This is a genomic window from Neorhizobium vignae (genome assembly GCF_000732195.1).
GTDB lineage: Bacteria > Pseudomonadota > Alphaproteobacteria > Rhizobiales > Rhizobiaceae > Neorhizobium > Neorhizobium vignae.
Genome location: NZ_JNNU01000011.1, coordinates 200785 through 222000, shown reverse-complemented (window position 1 = coordinate 222000; position 21216 = coordinate 200785). Strand labels below are relative to the sequence as shown.

Sequence of the window (21216 nt, the reverse complement as noted above, 5' to 3'; positions counted from 1 at the left end):
TCGCCAGGCCGTTATCCAACGGTCAGCCGATCGGGTTGATATCCCCCACGAAGCGTATCAGATCGGCCATGGTGAAGTGGCCGGCCGTGGCGCTGGGCAGTTCCGGCTTCCAGTTGGAGCGCAGCCACAGGAACGACTCGTGGTCACCGTGCACGAGACCGAGGAACGTCTCGGCGACGATTGTCGAGGCCATCGGCCCCAGGCGCTCGCCCTGATGGTGGTGCTGCGCTTCCTTCAGAACATAGTACCAGAGCGGCGTCTTGATATGCAGCCCGTGCCGTTCCGCAACTTTGCCGTCCTGGCCCCTGGCGATCTGCTCCGGCGCCATCGGTGCAAGGCCCATCGCCCGACACACATCCTGGCCGGATGGCAGGCCGATCTGAACGCCGCGCCGCAGGTTGCGGAAGGCGAGATTGGCTTCGCGCCGTTCTGTCTCGGTCGGATCCTCCCGAAGGCCTGGAAGTTCATGAAGCGAAGGCGTGATGAAGGGATCCAGCCGCCGGGAGAAGTTGAAGGAAAAATCGGCACCGCCGGTTCCTTCGATGTCGAAGAACCGCCGCCAGTCGATCGCCCAGTTCGACGGAAGAGCGACCTGCGGATTGAGCGGGAAGTCCGAAGGGTCGGGATCCAGTTCGCCGACGATCTTGCCCGACTTGCCGGTGAAGAAGAAGAGCAAAGGAAGCGTACCATTGGCAATCGCGCCGGGACCGGGATGAAAGACGTGATTGTGACTGTAGGTCTCGCGCACCATCGAATGGCCGAGACGGTAGGCCGCCGCCGCAAACTCCGCGGGCATATAGGGCGTCTCGACGAACCGGTAGTAGCGACGGCCGGCATCCTTGATCTTGCGGACGAGCCCCGGCTCGGTCAGCCTTTCGACGAAGTCGAACAGCACGATCCACTGATAGTGCCAGGTGACGATGCGCCGCGCCTCCTTGAACAGCGTGGTTCCATCCAGACCGGGTTGCTTCTGCTTGACCCAGTCGACGACGGCATTGTGGAACTTGATCATCAGCAGGTGTGTCTGCGCGACGAGAAGGTTTTCGTCGTTTCGCTCGTCGAAGATCAAGGCGTGACCGACCTGGTTGCGCGGCAGGTCGTTCGGCAGGGACGGGATTTTCTTGCCCGGCACGTTGTCGGGAGATTCCGCCGCATGCCCGACCAGCAGCTTCGGTGTGATCCTGAAACTCACCGGATCGCGCTGGTAAAGATAGGGATGGATGCCCGGGCCATCTCCGTAGAGTGAATCGAGATCGAGTGCCGGACTTCTGAAATTCCGGGTAGCCAGGGGATCAGCCTTCTGCTGATCGAGCGGCGTCGTGTCGAGCGTGATGTCGTGATCGACGAATTGCCCGAAATAGGTAAAGCCTGCCGGGATGTGTCTGTTGTCTCCCGCGGGATCGGGGTTCTCGCCCGGATCCCCCGGCTCCTTCATCGCGCGGGCGAGTTCGATCAGGATATCATCGTCGACATTGAGCGGATCCAGTTTCGGAAACATCCGCCCGAATTTGCCGGGATCCCCATGCCCGGTCAGAGACTGAAGCGTCTCCCAGTGCATGCCTCGGACGCCGTGTCCATGCATTGCGAATTCTGTCATGATTACCCTCCTTCGAAGACCATCGCCACTCGTTATCCGGGGCTGATGGTTGCATCGAAAGGATGGCATTTTAACTTATGGATGCAAACAAATCGCATGCAACCAAAAATTGTTTCCGGCGCGCGAAGCGCCGTTACTTCTGCAGCAGTACGACAGCCTCCACATGCGGCGACCAGAGGAACTGGTCGATTGGCGTGACGGCCTTGATCTGATATCCGCCGTCGACGAGAATCCGAAGGTCGCGGGCGAGCGTCAGGGGGTTGCAGCTCACCGCCACGACCGTCTTAACGCCAGATCGGACAAGCTCCTTCATCTGGACTTCGGCGCCGGCGCGCGGCGGATCGAAGACGACGGCGTCGTAGTTCTTCAGTTCGGACACCATCATCGGCCGGCGGAAGAGGTCGCGCTTCTCCACCGATACCGGCTTCAGCCCCTGCGTATTGCGGGCAGCGTGATCGAGCGCCTTGACCGACTTCTCGTCGCCTTCGACCGCATGCACCTTGGCGATGCGGGCGAGCCGGAGGGAAAATGTGCCGGAGCCGGCAAACAGGTCGATAACCCGCTTGGCCTTGCCCACATGCGACAGCACCAATTCTGCCATCGCGCCTTCCGCCGGTTTCGTCGCCTGGGTAAAGGCGCCGGGCGGCGGAGAGACCTTGACGCCGCCGAAATCCACCAGAGGCTTCTGCAATTCGATGACGATCTCGCCATTGGCAGAAACCCGCGCGATGTTTTTCAGCGCCAGCACCGTCTCGGTGACCAGGCGCCGCTGCTTGTCGTCGAGCGGCTTCAACCCTTCCGCGGCAAGGTCGAGGCCGGCAAGCGTTTCGAGAACCGCGATGCGGAACGTGTCGGAGCCGGTCGCCAGCGCCTTGCCCACCGCGCGGATCGCCTCAAGCCGGGCCACGATGCCGGGCGAGGCGATCGGACATTCGACGATCGAGACGATATGGTTGGTCTCGGCGCGGTTGAAGCCGAGCAGCAATTCCTTCTCGGTCCTGCGTGCGGAAAACACCACCCGACGACGCTCGCCGGGATGGGCGATGATCAGTTCGCCCACTTCAGGCGTCAGGCCCTTGGATTTCAGCGCCTCGACGACGAGGTTGCGCTTGAAGGCGTGGTAGGGCGCGTCGGCCAGATGCTGCAGCGAGCAGCCGCCGCAGGCGTCGCTGTCAGGCCCGAAGTGGCGGCAGGGCGGCGTAACCCGGTCCGGCGACGGGTTGGAGGTCGACATGACCGTGCCGTGATCGCCGTTGCGGGCAATCGCCAGCGTTTCGCCCGGAAGAGCGTAGGGCACATAGACCGGGCCGTCTTCGCCATTGGCGATGCCGTGGCCCTGCGCGCCGAGCCGGTTGATCGTGACGGTGACCGTGCTCATGACGGTTCCCCGGGCTTCACGCCTGCGAGCAGGTATTCCTGGTTGCCGTCGCCGCCGGCGATCGGGGAGGGGATCAGCCCGAGGCTTGCCCACCCCATTTCTTCGACGAGCCAGCGTTCGAGTTCGGCTGCGACCTGGGGCGCCGTCTCCGGCTCCTTCAACAGCCCGGCCTTGCTGATCGCATCGCGTCCGGCCTCGAATTGCGGCTTGACCAGCAGCACGCAATGCGCGCCGGGCTCGGCAAGATCGAGGGCCGGCGCCAGCGCCAGCTTCAACGATATGAACGAGACGTCGGAGACGATGAAGGTGATCTCGCGGTCGTCGTAATCCTCGGCGGTCAGATAGCGGGCGTTGAGGCCTTCGATATTGGTGACGCGCGGCTCTGCGAGCAGCCGCGGATGCATCTGTCCGTGGCCGACGTCGATCGAGGTGACATGTTCTGCGCCGCGCATGATCAGCACTTCGGTAAAGCCGCCGGTCGAGGCGCCGATATCGAGACAGTCATGGCCTGCCGGGTCGAGCTTGAAGTGGTCGAACGCCGCGACGAGCTTCAGCGCCGCGCGGGACACGTAATCCTGCGCCGGGTCGTCGATGGTGAGTTTGGCGTCGAGCGGGAAGGTGAGGCTCGGTTTGGTGACGACGCGGCCGTTGACGGTGACGGTGCCGCGAGCGATCGCATCGCGCGCACGGGCTCGGCTCGCGACGAGATTGAGCGAGACGAGAAGCTGGTCGAGGCGTTGGTTTTCAGGAATTGAGGACATGGTAGCAGTCAATGCCTGCCTATCGCCTGGCTTGCAAGGGGCTTGCTTCATGAAAACTCCCGGCCGCATTCAATCAAATTTTAATCATGTTGGGATTCTCTCCAGACTGGAGGAGATATCCAATGCTGTTTCAACTGAGAGCGGAAGCCCCTGATGTCGCTTAACAACCTATCCCTGAACAAGAAGCTGATCATCACCTTTGCGGCGTTGATGTCGGTCTGCCTGCTGGCGTCCGCCGGCGTGTATTGGCAGGCCTTGAAATCGAGCCGGTCTTCCGCGCAGCAGGTCGTCTCCCAGACCATCCTGATGCATGTGGACGCAGCGCTCGAAGCCATGCTGGAACAAGCCGTCAATCAGCGCGGCTTCCTGCTCTTCAAGAGCGACAGCACCTATGCCGACGTCTTCAACAACCGCGAGAAGATGATTACGGCGATCGACGCCGCCAAGAAGGCTGCCGTCGGTATGCCGGATATGCTGACTTCGCTCGATGCGATGCGGGCCGCAGCCGATGTGTTCCACACCCAGCTCACCGTTCCGCAGCTCGATGCGCGCAAGAACACCAGCAAGCCGATCGACGAAGTCATCGAGATCGGCCGCAACCAGTCTAAAGGTCAGCTCGACGTCTTCCGCGAGGCTGCCGCCAAGATCAAGAAGCAGGCTTTCGACCTCTCCACCGCCATGGTCAATTCCCAGACCCGCGCACACACCGATCTGCTGCTGACGCTTCTGATGGGCGGCGGCATTGCCGGCCTGATCGCGGTTGCCCTCGTGCTGGCCCTGTCGCGCGTCATCGTCAAGCCGATCGTGGGCATGACGGACGCCATGACCAGCCTTGCAGGTGGCAATCATGACATCCAGGTCCCGGCTCTCGAACGCGGCGACGAAGTCGGCCGGATGGCCAAGGCCGTCACGGTCTTCAAGGACGCGGCCATCGAAAAGCAGCGTCTGGCCCGCGATGCCGATATCCTGCGCGACACCAGCGAGCGCGAACGCCTCGACAACGACGCCCATAAGGCCCGCGAAGCCGCCAATCTCGAATTTGCGATCGACGCGCTCGCCACGGGGCTTGCAAGCCTTGCCGATGGCGATGTGGCCTACCGCATCGAAAAGCCGTTCTCCGGCAATCTCGACCGGCTGCGCACCGACTTCAACCAGGCGCTCGGCCGGCTGCAGTCGGCCCTCCAGGCGGTCGGCGAGAACGCCTCGGCGATCAGCTCCGGCGCGGGTGAAATCCGCTCCGCGGCCGACGATCTCGGCCGTCGCACCGAACAGCAGGCCGCAGCCGTCGAGGAGACAGCCGCCGCACTCGAACAGGTGACGACGACGGTGAAGGAATCCGCCCGCCGCGCAGAAGATGTCGGACAGCGCGTCGAGCGTACCCGCATCGGTGCCGAGAAGTCGGGCGAGGTGGTCCGCCGGGCGGTCTCCGCCATGGAGCAGATCTCGAAGTCGTCCGGCGAGATCAGCAATATCATCTCCGTCATCGACGATATCGCCTTCCAGACCAACCTGCTCGCGCTTAATGCAGGCGTCGAGGCCGCTCGCGCCGGTGAGGCGGGCAAGGGTTTCGCGGTCGTCGCACAGGAAGTCCGCGAGCTTGCTCAGCGTTCCGCCAATGCGGCAAAGGAGATCAAGGCGTTGATCACCACCTCCAGCCAGCAGGTGGATGCTGGCGTCGCGCTGGTCGGCGAGACCGGCCAGGCGCTGGAGGCGATCGTCGGTGAAGTGCAGCAGATCAACCAGCACCTTTCCGCCATCGTCATCTCCACCCGCGAGCAGTCGACCGGTCTCCAGGAGATCAACACCTCTGTCAACGCAATGGACCAGGGCACGCAGCAGAACGCCGCCATGGTCGAGGAGCAGAACGCGGCAAGCCACAAGCTTGCCCAGGAAGCCCAGGCGCTCGATGCCCTGCTGAGGCAGTTCAACTTCGGGGGCACCCCGGCGGCCCGAATTTCGCGTCCGGTTGCGGCGCCGTCGGCCGCCCGTCCGGTGGCATCGCCGGCAAATGCCCTCCGTTCCACCGTCGCCCGCGCCTTTTCCGGCAAGGCGGCGAGTGCTGCGGCCGTGAAGGAAGAGTGGTCGGAATTCTGATCCGCCCATAGGGCTCGATCTCAAAGGCAGGCCGGAAGACCATCCGGCCTGCCTTCTCTGTTTCAGCATTTGCGTCTATCTTCCGGCGGCCGGAAAGCCGGCAGCGAACCGGAGGGACGGAAATGCGGTGGACCTTGCTGATCGGCGGGCTTTTGCTTGTCTCGAACCCGGCACTCGCCAACGATTCCATGGCGGAACTGAAGACGGGCGGGCTGATCTACGTCCAGACCTCCGACGTCACCATGGCCGAGGAGCAGCTCTACATTTCCCGCGAGGAAGTGCTGGTCGACTACGTCTTCAAGAATACGAGCGACAAGGATGTCGAAAGCGTCATCGCCTTCCCGATGCCGGATATCACCGGCAGCATGGACAGCAATATCGCGCTCGACGATACCGACGACGACAATTTCCTCGGCTTCTCCGTCGTGCACGACAGCCGCCAGATCAAGCCGGAACTGCAGCAGCGGGTGCTGGCGGCCGGCATCGACCGTACCGACGAACTCGTTGCGCGCAACATTCCGCTTCTGCCCTATAGCGACAGGACGCTCGCCGCACTCAAGGCCCTGCCCGAAGACGTGAAGACCGCCTGGATCGCCGAGGGGCTGGTGTTCGTCAACCGCTACGATGCGGGCAAGGGCTGGCAGGAAGATCTGACGCCGGCCTGGACGCTGCGATCGGTTTATTGGTGGAAGACGAAATTCCCGGCAGGAAAGCCCGTCCGCGTCAGCCACCGCTACAAGCCGAGCGTCGGCGGTACTGTCGCCATGACCTTCATCGACCAGGGCAAGCCGGCGACGAACTATAGGGACTATGCTGAGCGCTACTGCATCGACGCCGCCTTCATGAAGACGGCCGCAAAGCTCGAAGCAGCAGCCGGGAAAAGCGGTCCCAACTATACTGAGCAATGGGTGTCGTACATCCTCACCACCGGCGCCAACTGGGGCGGCTCGATCGGCAAGTTCAAGCTGACGATCGACAAGGGCAGGGCGCAGGACTACGTCAGCTTCTGCGGCAACGGCGTGAAGAAGATCGGACCGACGACCTTCGAGATGACCGCTGACGATTTCTACCCGGAAAAGGATTTGAATATCCTGTTCCTGACGGCCGCCGATCAGTAACGGCGGCACAAATCTCTATTCAATAATATTGAATGAGCGTGATCGGGACGGCGCTTGCCGCTCGGCTTGGAAAGTAAGATGTTTCCTTTTGTGAATTGCCGAAGAATTCCGGAAACGTCCGATGCCGCGTCGCTCCGCCGATGGCTATGATCTTGTCGCGATTGCTCTGCACTGGCTGATCGCGGTGCTGATCTTCGGCCTGCTGGTCCTCGGCTTTGTCATGACCCGGCAATCCATCGACCCCGCCCTGCAGTTCGCGCTCTTCCAGTGGCACAAGTCCTTCGGCATGCTGGCGCTTCTTCTGGCCGCCGTGAGGCTCGTCCGTTCGCTGACTGTCGCGAGGGTGAGGCCCGTGGAAGGTCTGGGTGCCCTGGAACGTCGCTCGGCACATGGGATGCACTACCTGCTGCTGGCCTTGGCGGTGGCTGTGCCCGTGGCAGGCTGGATGATCGCTTCCGTGTCGCCGCTCGAAATTCCGACCTTCGCGTTCAACCTCGTCGTCATTCCGCATCTTCCGGTGCCGAAGTCGGAAGCCGCCGAGGCGTGGTGGACGACCGTCCATGCGGTTCTCGCCTATTCCACGCTGGCGCTCGTCTTCCTGCATTCCGCCGCCGCACTCTACCACCACTATGTCAGGCACGACGACGTGCTCACCCGCATGCTCGGCAGCCGGTACCGCACCGTCAAAACGTCAATCGAGGAGCCGGGACCATGACCCGCAAGACAGCCGTCATCACAGCAATGCTGCTCACCATGTCGCTTCCCCAGGCCAGCTTCTCCGCGGTCGACGTCCCGAGCCTCGCGGAGGCGGCCGGGCGTTATGCCATCACGCCCGGCTCCCGCATCGCCTTTGCGGTGGATCAGGTCGGCGGCGGCGGCATCAAGGGAAAATTCGGCAAGTTTTCGGGCACGTTCAACCTGAAGGCCGGCGATCTCGCGCATTCCATGGTGAATTTCGACCTGAAGCCGGAAAGCGTCAGCACCGGCCAGGATCGCATCGATGCTTTCCTGCGCTCCGGCGCCGTCTTCGATTCCTCTCGGTTCGAGACGATCTCGTTCCGATCGGAACGGGTCGAGCAGACCGGGCCGGACAGCGCCCGCATCACCGGCACCCTGACCGCCAAGGGGCATAGCTCAGCCGAAATCTTCGATGTGAAGCTGACCTCCTGGAGCGGCCGAAAGATAGGCTTCAACGTCAGCGGCAAGATCTACCGCTCGCGCTACGCCATGGACGTCGGCACGCCGATCTATTCCAACGTCGTGCAGTTCGACATGGCGATCGAGGGCGAGCGGAGCTAGAGACAGCGCCCTCGATTGGCCCCATTAGTTCATTCGACGTAGAAGGATTACTGCCTCGGAGCCTTGCCCTGGAAAAGGGGTGCCGGGGTGCAAGGCGCCGTCAACTGAAGCTATTGATTTAAAATCAGAATTTTTAAAACGAACGGTTTGATTGGGAATCCCTCTGGCAACTAATGCTTTCGAAGTATGGGCTTTTGGTATGCTTGCGCCTTCCAAAAAACATGACACTCTGACCAAAGTATAGTTTGGGGGAGTGTAATGGCGCAGTTAGTATATCCCATTGATCCAGATACTCTTCTGGCAGATGTAGATGCTGCTCGATCGATGGCCAGGAATTATGCCGAGGCTTACCGGTCGGCATTGCCTTACCCGCATATCTGCATCGACAATTTCCTGCCCGAGCAGGTTCTGGAAAACGTCCTGACCGACCTCAGGAACCGCCCCGAAAAGGAGACGACGTTTGCGAGAGCGCAGGAGAACAAGAAGGTCTCCTATGCTCCGGAGCGGCTTCCGACCTACACCAGGAACCTGTTCTACGCGCTGAATTCGCGCCCCTTCATCCTGTTCCTGGAGGAGATGACCGGCATCGAGGGATTGATCCCAGACCCGTTCTTTTTCGGTGCCGGCGTCCATGAAACGGCCAACGGCGGGCATCTCGATATCCACGCGGATTTCAACCTTCATTCCAAGATGAAGGTCGAACGCCGTCTCAACACGCTGATCTATCTCAACAAGGGCTGGCGGGAGGAGTGGGGCGGTTCGTTCGAAATATGGGACAAGGAGATGAAGGGCAAGGTGCACAGTTTCACCCCGCTGTTCAACCGCATGGTCACCTTCTCGACCACGTCGGACTCCTTCCATGGCAATCCCAGCGTCGTGAACCATCCGGAAGACAAGTCGAGGGACTCGATCGCCCTCTATTATTACACGGCGACCTGGGACGAATCCCGCAAGTCGCATTCCACGCTCTTCAAACCGCGGCCGAATTCGGCGGACAAGAAGGACTATGCCGAAATCCGCCGTGACGTGCTGCGGGAGTTCACGCCGCCGCTGCTCTATCGCAAGATCATCGGGCCCTTGAGCCGGCTCGGTTTCTAGCCCGGGAGAGCCTGGCGGCCGGGCTCAGCCGGCAAAGCCGACGCCGATCTGCGGCTGGCCGAGCGTCTTGAAGACGGTCGAAACGATGCCGGCGCGGTCGAGGCCGGCCTTGGCATACATCGCATCCGGGCTTGCCTGCTGCATCCAGATGTCGGGCAGCACCAGCGAGCGGATTTTCAGGCCGTTGTCGAGCAGGCCCTCGGTCGCGAGGAACTGCAGCACATGGCTGCCGAATCCGCCGACCGCCCCTTCCTCGATGGTGATCAGCACTTCGTGATGGCGGGCGAGCTGGCGGATCAGATCCTGGTCCAGCGGCTTGGCGAAACGCGCATCCGCAACCGTCGTGGAAAGACCGGCGGCGTCGAGATCCTCGGCTGCAAGCACACATTCCTTGAGGCGCGTGCCGAAGGAGAGCAGCGCCACCTTGGAGCCCTGCTTGACCACCCGGCCCTTGCCGATTTCGAGGATCCGGCCGCGTTCCGGCAGCTCGACCCCAACGCCTTCACCGCGCGGATAACGGAAGGAGATTGGGCCTTCGTCATAGGCTGCGGCGGTGCGCACCATGTGCTTCAGCTCCGCCTCGTCGGCGGCAGCCATCACCACCATGCCCGGCAGGGTGGCGAGGAACGTCGTATCGAACGATCCCGCATGGGTCGGCCCGTCGGCGCCGACGAGGCCGGCGCGGTCGATCGGGAAGCGGACCGGCAGTCCCTGGATCGCCACGTCGTGGACGACCTGGTCGTAACCCCGCTGCAGGAAGGTCGAATAGAGAGCGCAGAAAGGCTTGTAGCCCTCCGCCGCAAGGCCTGCCGCAAACGTTACCGCATGCTGTTCGGCAATGCCGACATCGAAGGTGCGGGTAGGAAAGACATCCGCCAGCTTGTCTATGCCCGTGCCGTTCGGCATCGCGGCTGTGACGCCGACGATCTTCTCGTCGAGCGCGGCTTCCTGAACCAGCGCCTCGCCGAAGACGCTCGTATAACTCGGTGCGTTCGGTTTCGATTTCGCCTGCGCCCCGGTGATGACGTCGAACTTGTTGACGCCGTGGTATTTGTCGGCAGCGGCTTCCGCCGGCGCGTAACCCTTGCCCTTCTGCGTCACCACATGGATCAGCACCGGGCCGCGGGCATTGTCGCGCACATTGCGCAGCACCGGCAGGAGATGGTCGAAGGAATGACCGTCGATCGGGCCGATATGGTAGAAACCCATTTCCTCGAACATGGTGCCGCCGGTGACGTATCCGCGCGCATGCTCAACGGCGCGGGTGATCGCCCGGTCGACATTCTTGCCGAGATAGGCGGTCAGCTTCTTGCCGAGATCGCGAAAGCCCATATAGGTGCGGCCAGAGGCGAGACGCGCCAGATAGGCGCTCATTGCGCCGGTCGGAGGGGCGATCGACATGTCGTTGTCGTTCAAGATGACGATCAGCCGCGCATCCAGCGCGCCGGCATTGTTGAGCGCCTCATAGGCCATGCCGGCCGACATCGCGCCGTCGCCGATGACCGCGATCACATTGCGCTTCGAGCCGGAAAGGTCGGCCGCGACCGCCATGCCGAGGCCGGCGGAGATCGAGGTGGAGGAGTGTGCGGCACCGAACGGATCGTATTCGCTTTCGGCCCGGCGGGTGAAGCCGGAAAGCCCGTCCTCCTGGCGCAGCGTGCGAATGCGGTCACGCCGGCCGGTCAGGATCTTGTGCGGATAACACTGGTGGCCGACGTCGAAGATCAGCCTGTCGTCCGGCGTGTTGAATACCTTGTGGATGGCGATCGTCAGTTCCACGACGCCAAGGCCGGCGCCGAGATGGCCACCGGTCCGCGACACCGCATCGATCATCTCGTCGCGCAATTCGCGGGCAAGCTGCGTCAGGTCGCGATCTTCGATCTCGCGAAGATCGGCGGGAAGCATGACCTTGTCGAGCAATGGCGTGGCGGGAGTTGATGTCACGAATAGCGGCCTTTTCTGCTCTTTTCCGGAAGCGTGTTCCTCCCCAAGATGAGAAGAAAGCAGGCTTTTTCAAGTTGCATGACCCGCGGTTCTACCCGATTTCAGGCTACGGGCAAGGGGACAAACTCCTCCTCGTCCCCGGGGACGATGTCGAAACGGCCTGTGCGCCACTCATCTTTCGCCTTTTCGATGCGCTCCTTGGAGGAGGAAACGAAGTTCCACCAGATATAGCGCTTCGAATTCAGCGCAGCGCCGCCGAACAGCATCAGATGGCAGCCCGGAGTGCCGGCTTCGAGCGTGATATTGTCGCCCGGACGGAAGACGAGAAGCTGGTCTGCCGCAAACCGGTCGCCGGAAACGACCAGTTCGCCGGAAAGAATGTAGACCGCCCGTTCCTCATGCGCCGCTGCAAACGGGAAGCGCCTGCCAGCCTCGAGGCGGAGATCGACATAGAGCGTATCGGTGAAGGTCGAGACGGGCGAACCGAGACCCTCGAAAGCGCCGATCACCACCCGGCCGCTCGCGCCGTCCGCATCGATGACCGGCATTTTTTCCTTGCCCGTGTGCGAGAAGGTCGGATCGATCTCCTCCTTGTCGTCCGGCAGTGCCAGCCACGTCTGCAGCCCGGAGACCGACATCGGATGGCCGCGCAGGTTTTCCGGCGTGCGTTCCGAATGCACGATGCCACGGCCGGCGGTCATCAGGTTGATGTCGCCCGGCCGGATGACCAGTTCGGTGCCGAGGCTGTCGCGATGCTTGATCTCGCCATCGAACAGGTAGGTGACGGTGGAAAGCCCGATATGCGGATGCGGCTTGACGTCCAGCGCCTCGTCGGCGCGCAGCAGCGCCGGTCCCATCCGGTCGAAGAAGATGAAAGGTCCCACCAGCCTTTTCTGCCGGCTCGGCAAAGCGCGCCGCACGGAAAACCCGCCGATATCGCTGGTGCGCGGAATGATCAGGTTCTCGATCGCATCGCAGGCAAAGGCATCGCCCGCGACCGGGTCGTTTCCGGGGAAGAAGGACATGAAGGGACTCGCTACACTGTTTCCTGGTCGGCCGGATACTGCGCCAGGAATGTTTCGAGTTCAACGAGAAGCGGCGGCAGCCATCTCCTCGGACAATGAGCTAAGTTTGACCGCCGCTTCGGAAAGGCGTGCAAAACATCGCTCGACAGCGTCGCGGACCAGTCGATGTCCCGCATATGCCTGAAAATCATGCCCCGAGAGCACTAGCGACACCCGCTCAAGGCGACCTCATCTCCTATCGTCGCCCCAAGCTCCATACATCCACCCGTATGGCACAGCCTCCACCCACTCGGCGTCATGCCGGACGCCGCAAGTGAAACGCGCTCCTGCGGCGGCAGCGTCGGGTGCCAAACCCACCAGCCGTCCTTCAGCACCGCGTCCGGCCCAGGCTCCATGCCCGCGCCGGAACCCTTCACCTCCGCTTGGCGAAGCTCCAGACCGGCCGGCGTCACGGCCCATGTCTCTCGCCATTCGGACTTCTGCACCGAATGCGTCCAGGAGAGCGTGAACATCGAGAGGGCGAGCGCCGTCACCTTGCCGCCTGCCAGGATGCAGAGGCTCATTGCCCGCAGCTCATGTCAGTGCCGGTGCGGTCGGCGCGTTGCGGTTGCGCCACCAGTGTTGGGCGACGACGACGATGCCGAGCGTCCAGCCGACCTCGTCGGTCCAGGGAAGCGCCATTACAAGGCTGGCGCCCGCGACGAACGCAAGCAGGCGCTCCCACGAGGCCATGCGGGCGAACAGGAAGCCGACGACCGCCGTGCCCCAGAGAGCGATGCCGAAGCACGCCTTGAGGAAGACATAGGCGACCTCGACCGGATAACCCCAAGCCGCGGCGATCGCACCCGGATCCTGCAGCATCAGAGCCGGCGTGTAGACGGCCATGAACGGCACTACGAAACCGGCGGTCGCGAGCTTGGTCGCCTCCACGCCGATCTTCAGCCCGGAGGTCTTCGCCATAGGTGCCGCCGCGAAGGCGGCGAGGGCGACGGGTGGCGTAAGGTCCGCCATGATGCCGAAGTAGAAGACGAACATGTGGCTGACGATCAGCGGCACGCCGAGTTCCAGAAGGGCAGGTCCCGCAAGCGACGAGGTGATGATGTAGTTCGGGATCGTCGGAATCCCCATGCCGAGGATCAGGCAGGTGATCATCGTCAAGACCAGCGACAGGAACAGATTGTGCTCGCCGACCCGGATGATGGCGCCGACAAAGGTCGAAGCGATCCCGGTCAGCGTCAGCGTGCCGATGACGATGCCGACGATGGCGCAGGCGATGCCGACGGGCAATGCGTTCTTGGCGCCCTCCGCCATCGCGTCACGGCAGATCGCCAATGTCTCGCGCCCGCCCTTGACGAAGATGCAGCCAACGATCAGGGCGAGGATGACGATCGCCAGGAAGTTTACCCCGTACCGCAGGAATGAGGCGGCGGCGATGCCGAGCACGACCCAGAAGACGAGGCGGAAGGCGAGCGGGCCGATACTTGCGGCAAGCGGCATGCCGAGGATCAGCACGATGACCAGCGCCAGGCCCATCGTACCGGCGAAAATCGGCGTATAGCCGGCAAACAGCAGGTAGACGAGGGCGGCGAGGGGCAGGATCAGCGGCCAGTGCTCCCTGACAGCCGCCCAGGGGTTCGGCAGTTCGGCCTTGTTCATGCCCTTGAGGCCGGCCTTGCCCGCCTCCAGGAACACCATCCAGAAGCAGACGCCGAAATAGAGCACGGCCGGGATGATCGCCGCCTTGACGATCTCCGCATAGGAGACGTTAAGCGTCTCGGCCATGATGAAGGCGACGGCGCCCATGACCGGCGGCATGATCTGCCCGCCCATCGACGACGTCGCCTCGACGCCACCCGCAAAGGCGGAGCGGAAACCGAAGCGCTTCATCAGCGGAATGGTGAACTGGCCGGAGGCGACGACATTGGCGACGCCGGAGCCGGAAATCGTGCCCATCAGCGCCGACGACATGACGCAGACCTGCGCCGGCCCGCCGCGCCAGGTGCCGACGAGGCCAAGCGCGAAATCGTTGAACAGCGCCAGCATGCCGGCGCGTTCCAGAAACGCCGCAAAGACCACGAAGATGAAGATATAGGCCGCCGAGACGTAGATGGGCGTGCCGTAGATGCCCTCGGTCCCGTAGGCGAAATTCTCGATGATCTGCTCGAAATCGTAGCCGCGATGGATGAACGGTCCGGGAGCGTATTGCCCGAAAAAGCAGTAGGCGAGGAATATGGCGGCGATGATCGTCAGCGGCAGGCCCATCAGTCGCCGCGCCGCTTCGAAGACCAGCACGATGAGGACGGCTCCGAGGATGAGGTCCGGTATCGTCAGGAACCCGCTGCGCTGGATGAGGTCGGTATAAAACACCCAATTGTAGATGCCGGTGAGAAAACCGACGATGCCGAGCGCCCAGAACCAGATCTTGCCGGCTTTCGTCTTAGCGACGAGATTGCCGATCAGCACGAAACCGAGCAGCAACAGGAAGCCCACATGCATAGCGCGGACGATCTGGCTCGCAAGCGTGCCGTAGGCGGCCGTCCAGAGTTGGAAAAGGGTAAAGGCAAAGGCGATCCAGAAGGCAATCCGCCCGGTGATCCCTTCGCCGAAGCCGGCCGGCAGGCCCTCGATCGGCTCTTCGGCCGAGTGCGGACCGTTCTGGTTCTGCAGCATTGACGCGTCGGACATCGTCTCTCCGGAAAATCTCGAAATTTCGGGCCTCTTCTCGTGAAGCGGGGAGAAATAGACGCACGGCGCGGACGAGGGGCAGGCCGCTCCTCATCCCTCGCCGCCTCGCTATGCGCGGCATGTCTCCCGCTCGAGAGAGGACGAAGCGGGATTACTTTACCAACCCGGCTTCCTTGTAATACCGTTCGGCGCCCGGATGCAGCGGCACCGGCATGCCCTCCAGCGCCTTCTTCACGTCGATCGCCTTGGCGGCTGCGTGCGCGGCGGAAAGCTTCGGCAGGTTGGAGAACAGCAGCTTGGTCATCTGGTAGACGGTTTCGTCGGAGACGCCCGAATGGGTGATCAGGAAGTTGCCGACGGCGGCGGTCTCCACATCCGCGGTCTGGCCCTCGTAGGTGCCGGCCGGGATTTTCACCGAGACATAAGGCGCGCCGATCTTGGCGACCTCCGCGGCAGGGATCGCCACCACGTTGATCTTCAGCGAGGTCGCAAGGTCGCGGATCGAAGCGACGCCGAGACCTGCCGACTGAAGCGTCGCATCGAGCTGGCGGTTCTTGATCAGCTCGACGGATTCGGCGAACGGCAGGTATTCGGTCTTGCCGAGGTCCTTGTAGGACATGCCGGCGGCCGTGAAGATGGCGCGGGCGTTGAGTTCCGTGCCGGAAGCCGGCGCCCCGACCGAAAGGCTCTTGCCCTTGAGATCGGCAAGCGTCTTCACGCCGGAATCGGCGCTGGCGACCACCTGGATATAGTTCGGGTAGATGGCGGCGATACCGCGCAGCTTGTCGAGCTTGGCGGGAAAGCCCGCTTCCTTGTTGCCCTTCCAGGCCTCCTGGACGGAATCACCGAGCGAAAAGGCGATTTCGCCGCGCCCTGCCTGCAGCAGGTTGAGGTTCTCGACGGAAGCCTTGGTCGCCTGCACCTGGGTGCGCGCGTCCTTGATCCCCTGTCCGTAGATTTCCGCAAGCGCCACGCCGAGCGGATAATACACGCCCGACGTGCCGCCGGTCAGTACGTTGATGAATTCCGCAGCCTTCGCGCCGGCGGCGGAAAATGCCGTCGAAACGGCAAGTGTCGCCACGAACATGAGATTGATTTTACTGGACTTCACGCCGAAGTTCATAATGGTCTCCTCCCAAAGTAACCACTTAGATGGTGGCTATCATGGGGAGGTGGTCCCGGTGCGTCAATCGGTTTATGACGCAATCCTTGCGAAGGTTGTAAGACTTTGGTTTTAGGCTGCGGCGGTCACTCGCCGTCGAGCGGTTCGACGCCCTGCGGCTTGCCGGCCCGGTCGAGGCGGATCTTTTCGATGCGGTTTTCGGCGGCAGTCAGCAGCTTTTCGCAATGTTTCTTCAGCGCTTCGCCGCGCTCGTAGATGGCGATCGACTCGTCGAGTGCCACGTCGCCCCGTTCCAGCCGCGCGACGATGCTTTCGAGTTCGGCGACGGCCTTTTCGAAGGAATAGCCGCTCACATCGAGGGTCTCGGTGTTCTCGGTCATCGTCTATCCCTTCATCAGCCTGCAGATGTGCATGCCCGCCGATTCGGCGAGCCCTTCCAGATCATATCCGCCCTCGAGCAGGCTGACGATACGGTTGCCGGCATATTTCCCGGCGATCTCCATCAGCCGGCCGGTGGCCCAGTCGAAATCGTCGCCGACGAGATTGATCTGTGCCAACGGATCGCGATGGTGCGCGTCGAAGCCGGCCGAGATGATGATGAAATCCGGGCGGAAATTGTCGAGCGCCGGCAGCACGCGCGATTTGAAGGCCTCGCGAAAATATTCGCTGCCGGTATCGGGCGAAAGCGGGGCGTTGACCACGTTGTTCTTGGTGCCGGTCTCGTTCTTGGCGCCGGTGCCGGGATAAAGCGGCATCTGGTGTGTCGAACAGAACAGCACCGACGGATCGTCCCAGAAGATGTCCTGCGTGCCGTTGCCGTGATGCACGTCCCAATCGACGATCGCAACGCGCTCCATTCCGTATTTCCGTTGCGCATGGCGGGCGGCGATCGCGGCATTGTTGAACAGGCAGAAGCCCATCGCCTTGTCTTTTTCGGCATGGTGGCCGGGGGGCCTTGCCGCGACGAAGGCGTTGTCGACTTTGCCGGTCGCCACGTCGTCGACGGCCGCCATCGCGCCGCCGATGCCCGTCAGTGCCGCCTGAAAGCTTTTCGGCCCCACATAGGTGTCGGCCTCGATCTGGCGGATCGTATCCTCCTCGGGGATTTCGCGCATGACGGCGCGCAGGTGCTCCTCGGGATGGGCGAGCAGGACCGCGTCCTCGTTCGCCTGGGGAGCGTCCTTGCGGTCGAGCCGGGCGAAATTCGGATGTTCCAGCGCAATCGCCAGCGAGCGCAGCCGGTCCGCCCGTTCGGGATGTCCTTCGGGCGTGCTGTGTTCGAGGAAGATCTTGTGTTCGTAAAGGCGCGTGGTCATGCGGCGGCCTCGTCAGGGGTCAGTCCGGTATGGACCTTTCCGACATGGCGCAGAAAGCTGACTTTTTCAAGCCGCAACCCCTTGCTCTTGTGCTTGTTTAGCTTGAAAGAATGGTCTTACATGAATGGGTGCAGCCCAGAGGGTATCGTGGCCAAAGAGTCAGTCAAGTCTCAAGAATTCCGGGTTCCTTTCCGCGATGTCGACATGAACGGAGAGATGTTCCGGTCTTCCTATGTCGTGCGGGCGGAAGAAGCCGTCACGGAATTCTGGCGCCGCCGCAAGCCGCAGAAGGACGATCCGTTCTTCAGGATCGGCAAGATCACCTGCACGTTCCATGCGGCCCTGAAGCTCGGGGATATTGTCCACACGCATATCGGCGTCAGCAAGATCGGTGGAAAGTCGGCAGGTTTCCTCGTCCATATGCTGCGGGACAACGAGGCCGTCGCGGAGGCCGAGATCGTCTGGATGACCTGCGACCCCGACAGCATGGAGCCGGTGCCGCTTCCCGAAGACCTGCGCGACTGGCTCTATCAGTTCCTGGATTGACGATCGCTGTTGATCAGGCCCGTTGCGGCAGCAGCGGGTAGCCGACCATGACGGCACGTCCTGCAAGCGCCGCGATCATCGCCTTCAACACATCGCCCGGAACGAAGGAGAGGTCGCCGATGAAGGCGGTCGCAAGCCCGGTGCCCGTGACAAAGGCGAGGTAGAGGATGCCGAGCGCGTGATCGACAACCACGCCGCCGAGCAGGGCCGCGAGGAAAAAGCCAGTGATCTGCACAAGGCCGCTCTGCGAACGATCGACGAAGCGCTCGGAGCAATAACCGGTGACGACGGCCGCGAAGAACCAGCCGACCAGATAACCGGCGGTCGGCGAGGCGAAGGTGGCAAGGCCACCGCGTCCACCCGATAGAACCGGCAGGCCGATCGCGACAAGGAGCAGGACCAGAAGCACCGCGAACCCACCGCGCTTGGCGCCGAGAATGACGCCCGCCAGCATGACGCCCAGCGATTGGGCGGTGATCGGCACCGGAATGAAGCCGAGCATGATCGGCGGCACGAGGCCGAGCGCCACGATAATGGCGGCGAAAAGGGCGGCCAGAACGAGATCACGGGTGGTCATGCTATGCGATTCCCTGGTTGTCATATGAGATTATTTCTGCGCCCGGATGCCACGTGCGTCAATGGCGGCGGCGATCTCGTCGGCGTTTTTGAGCGTCAGGATGATCAGTGGCACCGCCAGCGTCAGCGGCCGGACCTTCAGTCCGCGGGCGCGGTGCGCGTCGCGGATGGCCTGGTATCGGCTGAGGATCTCCGGCACGAAACGGATGACCAGACCGATTGAAAGCCCGATATCCGCGGCCTTGACGAGCCCCAGGCGCTCCAGCGGCATGGCAAGGCGGGTGATCTCGTCGATGAAGTCGCCGGTGCTGGTGGTCGCCGTCACGGCCGCGGCGAAGAGGGCAAGCGCCGTCAGCCGCGTGGCGACGACCAGCGCGTCGTGACGGCCGTTGAGGACGAGCGTGAAGAGCCCGACGATGGCGATGGTCAGCAGGATCGGTCGCAGCCGCAGCCAGGATTGGCGCCATCCCAGCCGCAGCGATGAGTAGACGATGACGCCGAGCAAGGCCGTTACCGACAGAACGGCCGGCGAATGGACAAGGAAAAGGACAAGGCTGAGTGCGGCAAGGCCGAGAAGTTTCGTCCGCGGCGTAAGCCCGTGCAGGAATGTGTCGCCCTCCACATAGAGCGTCTTCATGCCGCAAGCTCGCGGTAGCGCGCAATGACTTCCGCCGGCGCGCCGTCATCGGCGAGACGGCCTTCGTGGAAGAGCAGAACCCGGTCGAACTCGGTGATCAGACCGAGGTCATGGCTGATGACGATAACGTTTTCGTCGAGCCCGTGGATGGTCCGCTCCACCAGGCCGCGGTTTTTGAGATCGAGCTGGTTGGTCGGTTCGTCCATGATCAGGATGTCCGGCCGGGTCACCAGAACCGAGGCAAGCGCCGCGAGCTGCAGTTCTCCGCCCGAAAGTTCGTGCGCGCGCCGGTCGGCGAGATGGGAGATGCCGAAACGAGCAAGCACGGCCTCGACCGCCGCCTCCGTGTCCGTCTTCGACAGTGTTCGCGACTTCAGCCCCAGCGCGATGTCTTCTTTAAGGATCGGCAGGATGATCTGGTTCTGCGGGTTTTGGAAGATGAAGCCTGCCTGGCCGCGAACCTTGTCGCCGTCCTTGACCGTATCGAAGCCGTTGACGGTCACCTGGCCTGCGGCAGGCAGCACCAGCCCGTTGATCATCCGCGCGAACGTCGTCTTGCCGGAACCGTTGAGACCGATCACCCCGATCCGCCGTTCGCCGAGCGACAGCGTCAGCGGATGAACGACGGTGCGTCCCTCGAAACGCGCTTCTGCCTGTTCGAAACGGATATCCAAGCCTGTCCCTCTATGTTCAGCGGTCTATAGACCGGAAGATGGGGAAGGGGAATGCGGAACCGAACGTGAACATTGAATCCGGCTCGGCGACATTCTAGTCTACGTGCCATGGCGATTCTCATTCCGAACGATCAGGCCCGCAAGATCTTCCTCGAACGGCAGCGGCTTTGCGAACCGCCCGGCCGGGCGCTGACCAAATCCGGCCTGCTGCAGCTCATCGACGATCTCGGCTTCGTGCAGGTGGACAGTATCGCCACCGTCGAGCGCGCCCATCACATGATCCTGTTCTCGCGCAACCAGACCTATCGGCGCGAACATCTGACCGCGCTTCTGGAGAAGGACGGCGAGCTGTTCGAACACTGGACGCACGACGCCTCGATCATCCCGGCGAGCTTCTTCCGCTATTGGAAACACCGTTTTCGCCGCCGGGAGCCTGTTCTTGCCGAACGCTGGAGGAAATGGCACGGCGAGGGGTTCGACGCCGCCTTCGAGGAAACCTTCCAGCATATTGCCGAAAACGGCGCGATCATGTCGCGCGACATGAAGGCCGATGACCACAAGTCCGGCGGCTGGTGGAACTGGCACCCGAACAAGACGGCGCTCGAATATTACTGGCATACCGGCAAGCTGGCGATCGCCGGCCGCGTCAATTTCCAGAAGATCTACGATCTGATGGAACGGGTGATCCCGCCGCAGCATCACGAGCCGGAAGTCAGCCACGAGGCATTCGTCGACTGGGCCTGCCGCAGCGCCATGACCCGCCTCGGTTTTGCGACCTCCGGAGAGCTTGCCGCCTTCTTCGATCTCGTCACCCCGGACGAGGCGAAGGACTGGGTGAAGTCCCATCGCGATGAACTGGTGGAAGTGCTGATCGAGGCGGCGGACGGCAGCCGCCCGCGCCCCTCCTTCGCCTTCCTCGGCTTCCCCGAAAACCTGGGTGAGATCCCCGAACCGCCCGCCCGCGTCCGTGTCCTCAGCCCCTTCGATCCGCTGCTGCGCAATCGCGACCGGGCCGAGCGGTTGTTCAACTTCTTCTACCGGATCGAGGTTTTCGTGCCGGAGCCGAAGCGCCAATACGGCTACTACGTCTTTCCGCTGCTCGAAGGCGACCGCATGATCGGCCGCATCGACATGAAGGCGGACCGCAAGTCCGGCACGCTGGGCGTGAAGAGGCTGTGGCTGGAAAAGGGTGTGCGCGCTTCGGCTGGGAGATTGGAGAAGCTGGATGCGGAACTGTTGCGTGTCGGGCGGTTCGCGGGGGTGGACAAGGTGACCTATCAGGATGGCTGGCGGGGCGAATAGGCGAAACCGGCGAAAACCGCGTGCCGTTCTGCGGTCGCACCCC

The 21216-nt window shown here is 62.6% G+C and carries 20 protein-coding genes; 7 read left to right on the top strand and 13 right to left on the bottom strand.

What is annotated here, in order from left to right:
- Window positions 1–22 precede the first annotated feature (22 nt).
- The 3 genes from GQ59_RS20005 to GQ59_RS19995 all read right to left on the bottom strand — a co-directional run bounded on the left by GQ59_RS20005 (window position 23) and on the right by GQ59_RS19995 (window position 3736).
- Window positions 23–1597, bottom strand: coding sequence for a peroxidase family protein (locus tag GQ59_RS20005; RefSeq protein ID WP_037084342.1), 1575 nt, complete (start codon window positions 1595–1597; stop codon window positions 23–25).
- A 133-nt stretch (window positions 1598–1730) separates the two neighbouring features.
- A complete protein-coding gene (locus GQ59_RS20000; RefSeq protein WP_037084341.1) occupies window positions 1731–2975 on the bottom strand; it encodes a class I SAM-dependent RNA methyltransferase in 1245 nt (414 codons plus the stop codon).
- A complete protein-coding gene (locus GQ59_RS19995; RefSeq protein ID WP_037084339.1) occupies window positions 2972–3736 on the bottom strand; it encodes a TlyA family RNA methyltransferase in 765 nt (254 codons plus the stop codon). The genes GQ59_RS20000 and GQ59_RS19995 overlap by 4 nt, the downstream gene beginning before the upstream one ends.
- Before the next feature lie 153 nt (window positions 3737–3889).
- Here GQ59_RS19995 and GQ59_RS19990 point away from each other — a divergent pair, with 153 nt between their 5' ends.
- From GQ59_RS19990 to GQ59_RS19970, 5 genes are all read left to right on the top strand, one after another.
- Complete coding sequence (locus GQ59_RS19990) at window positions 3890–5830, top strand: methyl-accepting chemotaxis protein (RefSeq protein ID WP_037084337.1); 1941 nt, start codon at window positions 3890–3892, stop codon at window positions 5828–5830.
- A gap of 122 nt (window positions 5831–5952) precedes the next feature.
- A complete protein-coding gene (locus GQ59_RS19985; protein ID WP_037084336.1) occupies window positions 5953–6948 on the top strand; it encodes a DUF4424 domain-containing protein in 996 nt (331 codons plus the stop codon).
- Between the two features lie 121 nt (window positions 6949–7069).
- Window positions 7070–7663 carry a cytochrome b gene (locus GQ59_RS19980; protein WP_037084334.1) on the top strand — a complete coding sequence of 198 codons (594 nt, stop codon included), beginning with the start codon at window positions 7070–7072 and terminating at the stop codon, window positions 7661–7663.
- Window positions 7660–8247 carry a YceI family protein gene (locus tag GQ59_RS19975; RefSeq protein ID WP_037084332.1) on the top strand — a complete coding sequence of 196 codons (588 nt, stop codon included), beginning with the start codon at window positions 7660–7662 and terminating at the stop codon, window positions 8245–8247. The genes GQ59_RS19980 and GQ59_RS19975 overlap by 4 nt, the downstream gene beginning before the upstream one ends.
- Window positions 8248–8571: 324 nt before the next feature.
- On the top strand, window positions 8572–9345 hold the full coding sequence (locus tag GQ59_RS19970) for a 2OG-Fe(II) oxygenase (protein WP_244448011.1): 774 nt from the start codon (window positions 8572–8574) through the stop codon (window positions 9343–9345).
- Between the two features lie 24 nt (window positions 9346–9369).
- On the opposite strand, the gene dxs is transcribed toward GQ59_RS19970, so the two are convergent.
- The 7 genes from dxs to GQ59_RS19935 form a co-directional block, all read right to left on the bottom strand.
- Window positions 9370–11289, bottom strand: a complete 1920-nt coding sequence (gene dxs / locus GQ59_RS19965) for a 1-deoxy-D-xylulose-5-phosphate synthase (RefSeq protein WP_037084330.1) — start codon at window positions 11287–11289, stop codon at window positions 9370–9372.
- Window positions 11290–11390: 101 nt separating this feature from the next.
- The gene (locus GQ59_RS19960) at window positions 11391–12314 is read right to left on the bottom strand and encodes a pirin family protein (RefSeq protein ID WP_037084329.1); all 924 of its coding nucleotides are present in this window, start codon (window positions 12312–12314) and stop codon (window positions 11391–11393) included.
- Window positions 12315–12517: 203 nt separating this feature from the next.
- On the bottom strand, window positions 12518–12877 hold the full coding sequence (locus GQ59_RS19955) for a DUF1850 domain-containing protein (protein WP_037084327.1): 360 nt from the start codon (window positions 12875–12877) through the stop codon (window positions 12518–12520).
- Window positions 12878–12887: 10 nt separating this feature from the next.
- Window positions 12888–14999, bottom strand: coding sequence for a TRAP transporter permease (locus tag GQ59_RS19950; RefSeq protein WP_051904082.1), 2112 nt, complete (start codon window positions 14997–14999; stop codon window positions 12888–12890).
- 151 nt (window positions 15000–15150) lie between these two features.
- Window positions 15151–16086, bottom strand: a complete 936-nt coding sequence (locus GQ59_RS19945; protein ID WP_037084441.1) for a TAXI family TRAP transporter solute-binding subunit — start codon at window positions 16084–16086, stop codon at window positions 15151–15153.
- A gap of 161 nt (window positions 16087–16247) precedes the next feature.
- On the bottom strand, window positions 16248–16502 hold the full coding sequence (locus GQ59_RS19940; RefSeq protein ID WP_037084325.1) for an exodeoxyribonuclease VII small subunit: 255 nt from the start codon (window positions 16500–16502) through the stop codon (window positions 16248–16250).
- 3 nt (window positions 16503–16505) lie between these two features.
- Window positions 16506–17438 (bottom strand): histone deacetylase family protein, encoded by a 933-nt coding sequence (locus tag GQ59_RS19935; protein ID WP_037084323.1) that lies wholly within the window; start codon window positions 17436–17438, stop codon window positions 16506–16508.
- 147 nt (window positions 17439–17585) lie between these two features.
- Here GQ59_RS19935 and GQ59_RS32555 point away from each other — a divergent pair, with 147 nt between their 5' ends.
- Window positions 17586–17984, top strand: coding sequence for an acyl-CoA thioesterase (locus GQ59_RS32555; RefSeq protein ID WP_037084322.1), 399 nt, complete (start codon window positions 17586–17588; stop codon window positions 17982–17984).
- A gap of 13 nt (window positions 17985–17997) precedes the next feature.
- Here GQ59_RS32555 and GQ59_RS19925 read toward each other — a convergent pair whose 3' ends face one another.
- Genes GQ59_RS19925 through GQ59_RS19915 form a run of 3 tightly spaced genes read right to left on the bottom strand, consistent with a single transcriptional unit; the run spans window position 17998 to window position 19871 of the window.
- Window positions 17998–18561: a biotin transporter BioY gene (locus GQ59_RS19925; protein WP_037084320.1), complete on the bottom strand. Its 564-nt coding sequence runs from the start codon at window positions 18559–18561 to the stop codon at window positions 17998–18000.
- Between the two features lie 30 nt (window positions 18562–18591).
- Complete coding sequence (locus GQ59_RS19920) at window positions 18592–19197, bottom strand: energy-coupling factor transporter transmembrane component T family protein (RefSeq protein ID WP_037084319.1); 606 nt, start codon at window positions 19195–19197, stop codon at window positions 18592–18594.
- Entirely contained in the window at window positions 19194–19871 is a 678-nt protein-coding gene (locus GQ59_RS19915; protein WP_037084318.1) for an energy-coupling factor ABC transporter ATP-binding protein, read from the bottom strand. Before GQ59_RS19915 ends, GQ59_RS19920 begins: the two co-directional genes overlap by 4 nt.
- A 108-nt stretch (window positions 19872–19979) precedes the next feature.
- Between GQ59_RS19915 and GQ59_RS19910 the strand changes: the two genes are divergently transcribed.
- Window positions 19980–21173: a winged helix-turn-helix domain-containing protein gene (locus tag GQ59_RS19910; protein ID WP_037084316.1), complete on the top strand. Its 1194-nt coding sequence runs from the start codon at window positions 19980–19982 to the stop codon at window positions 21171–21173.
- Window positions 21174–21216 lie beyond the last annotated feature (43 nt).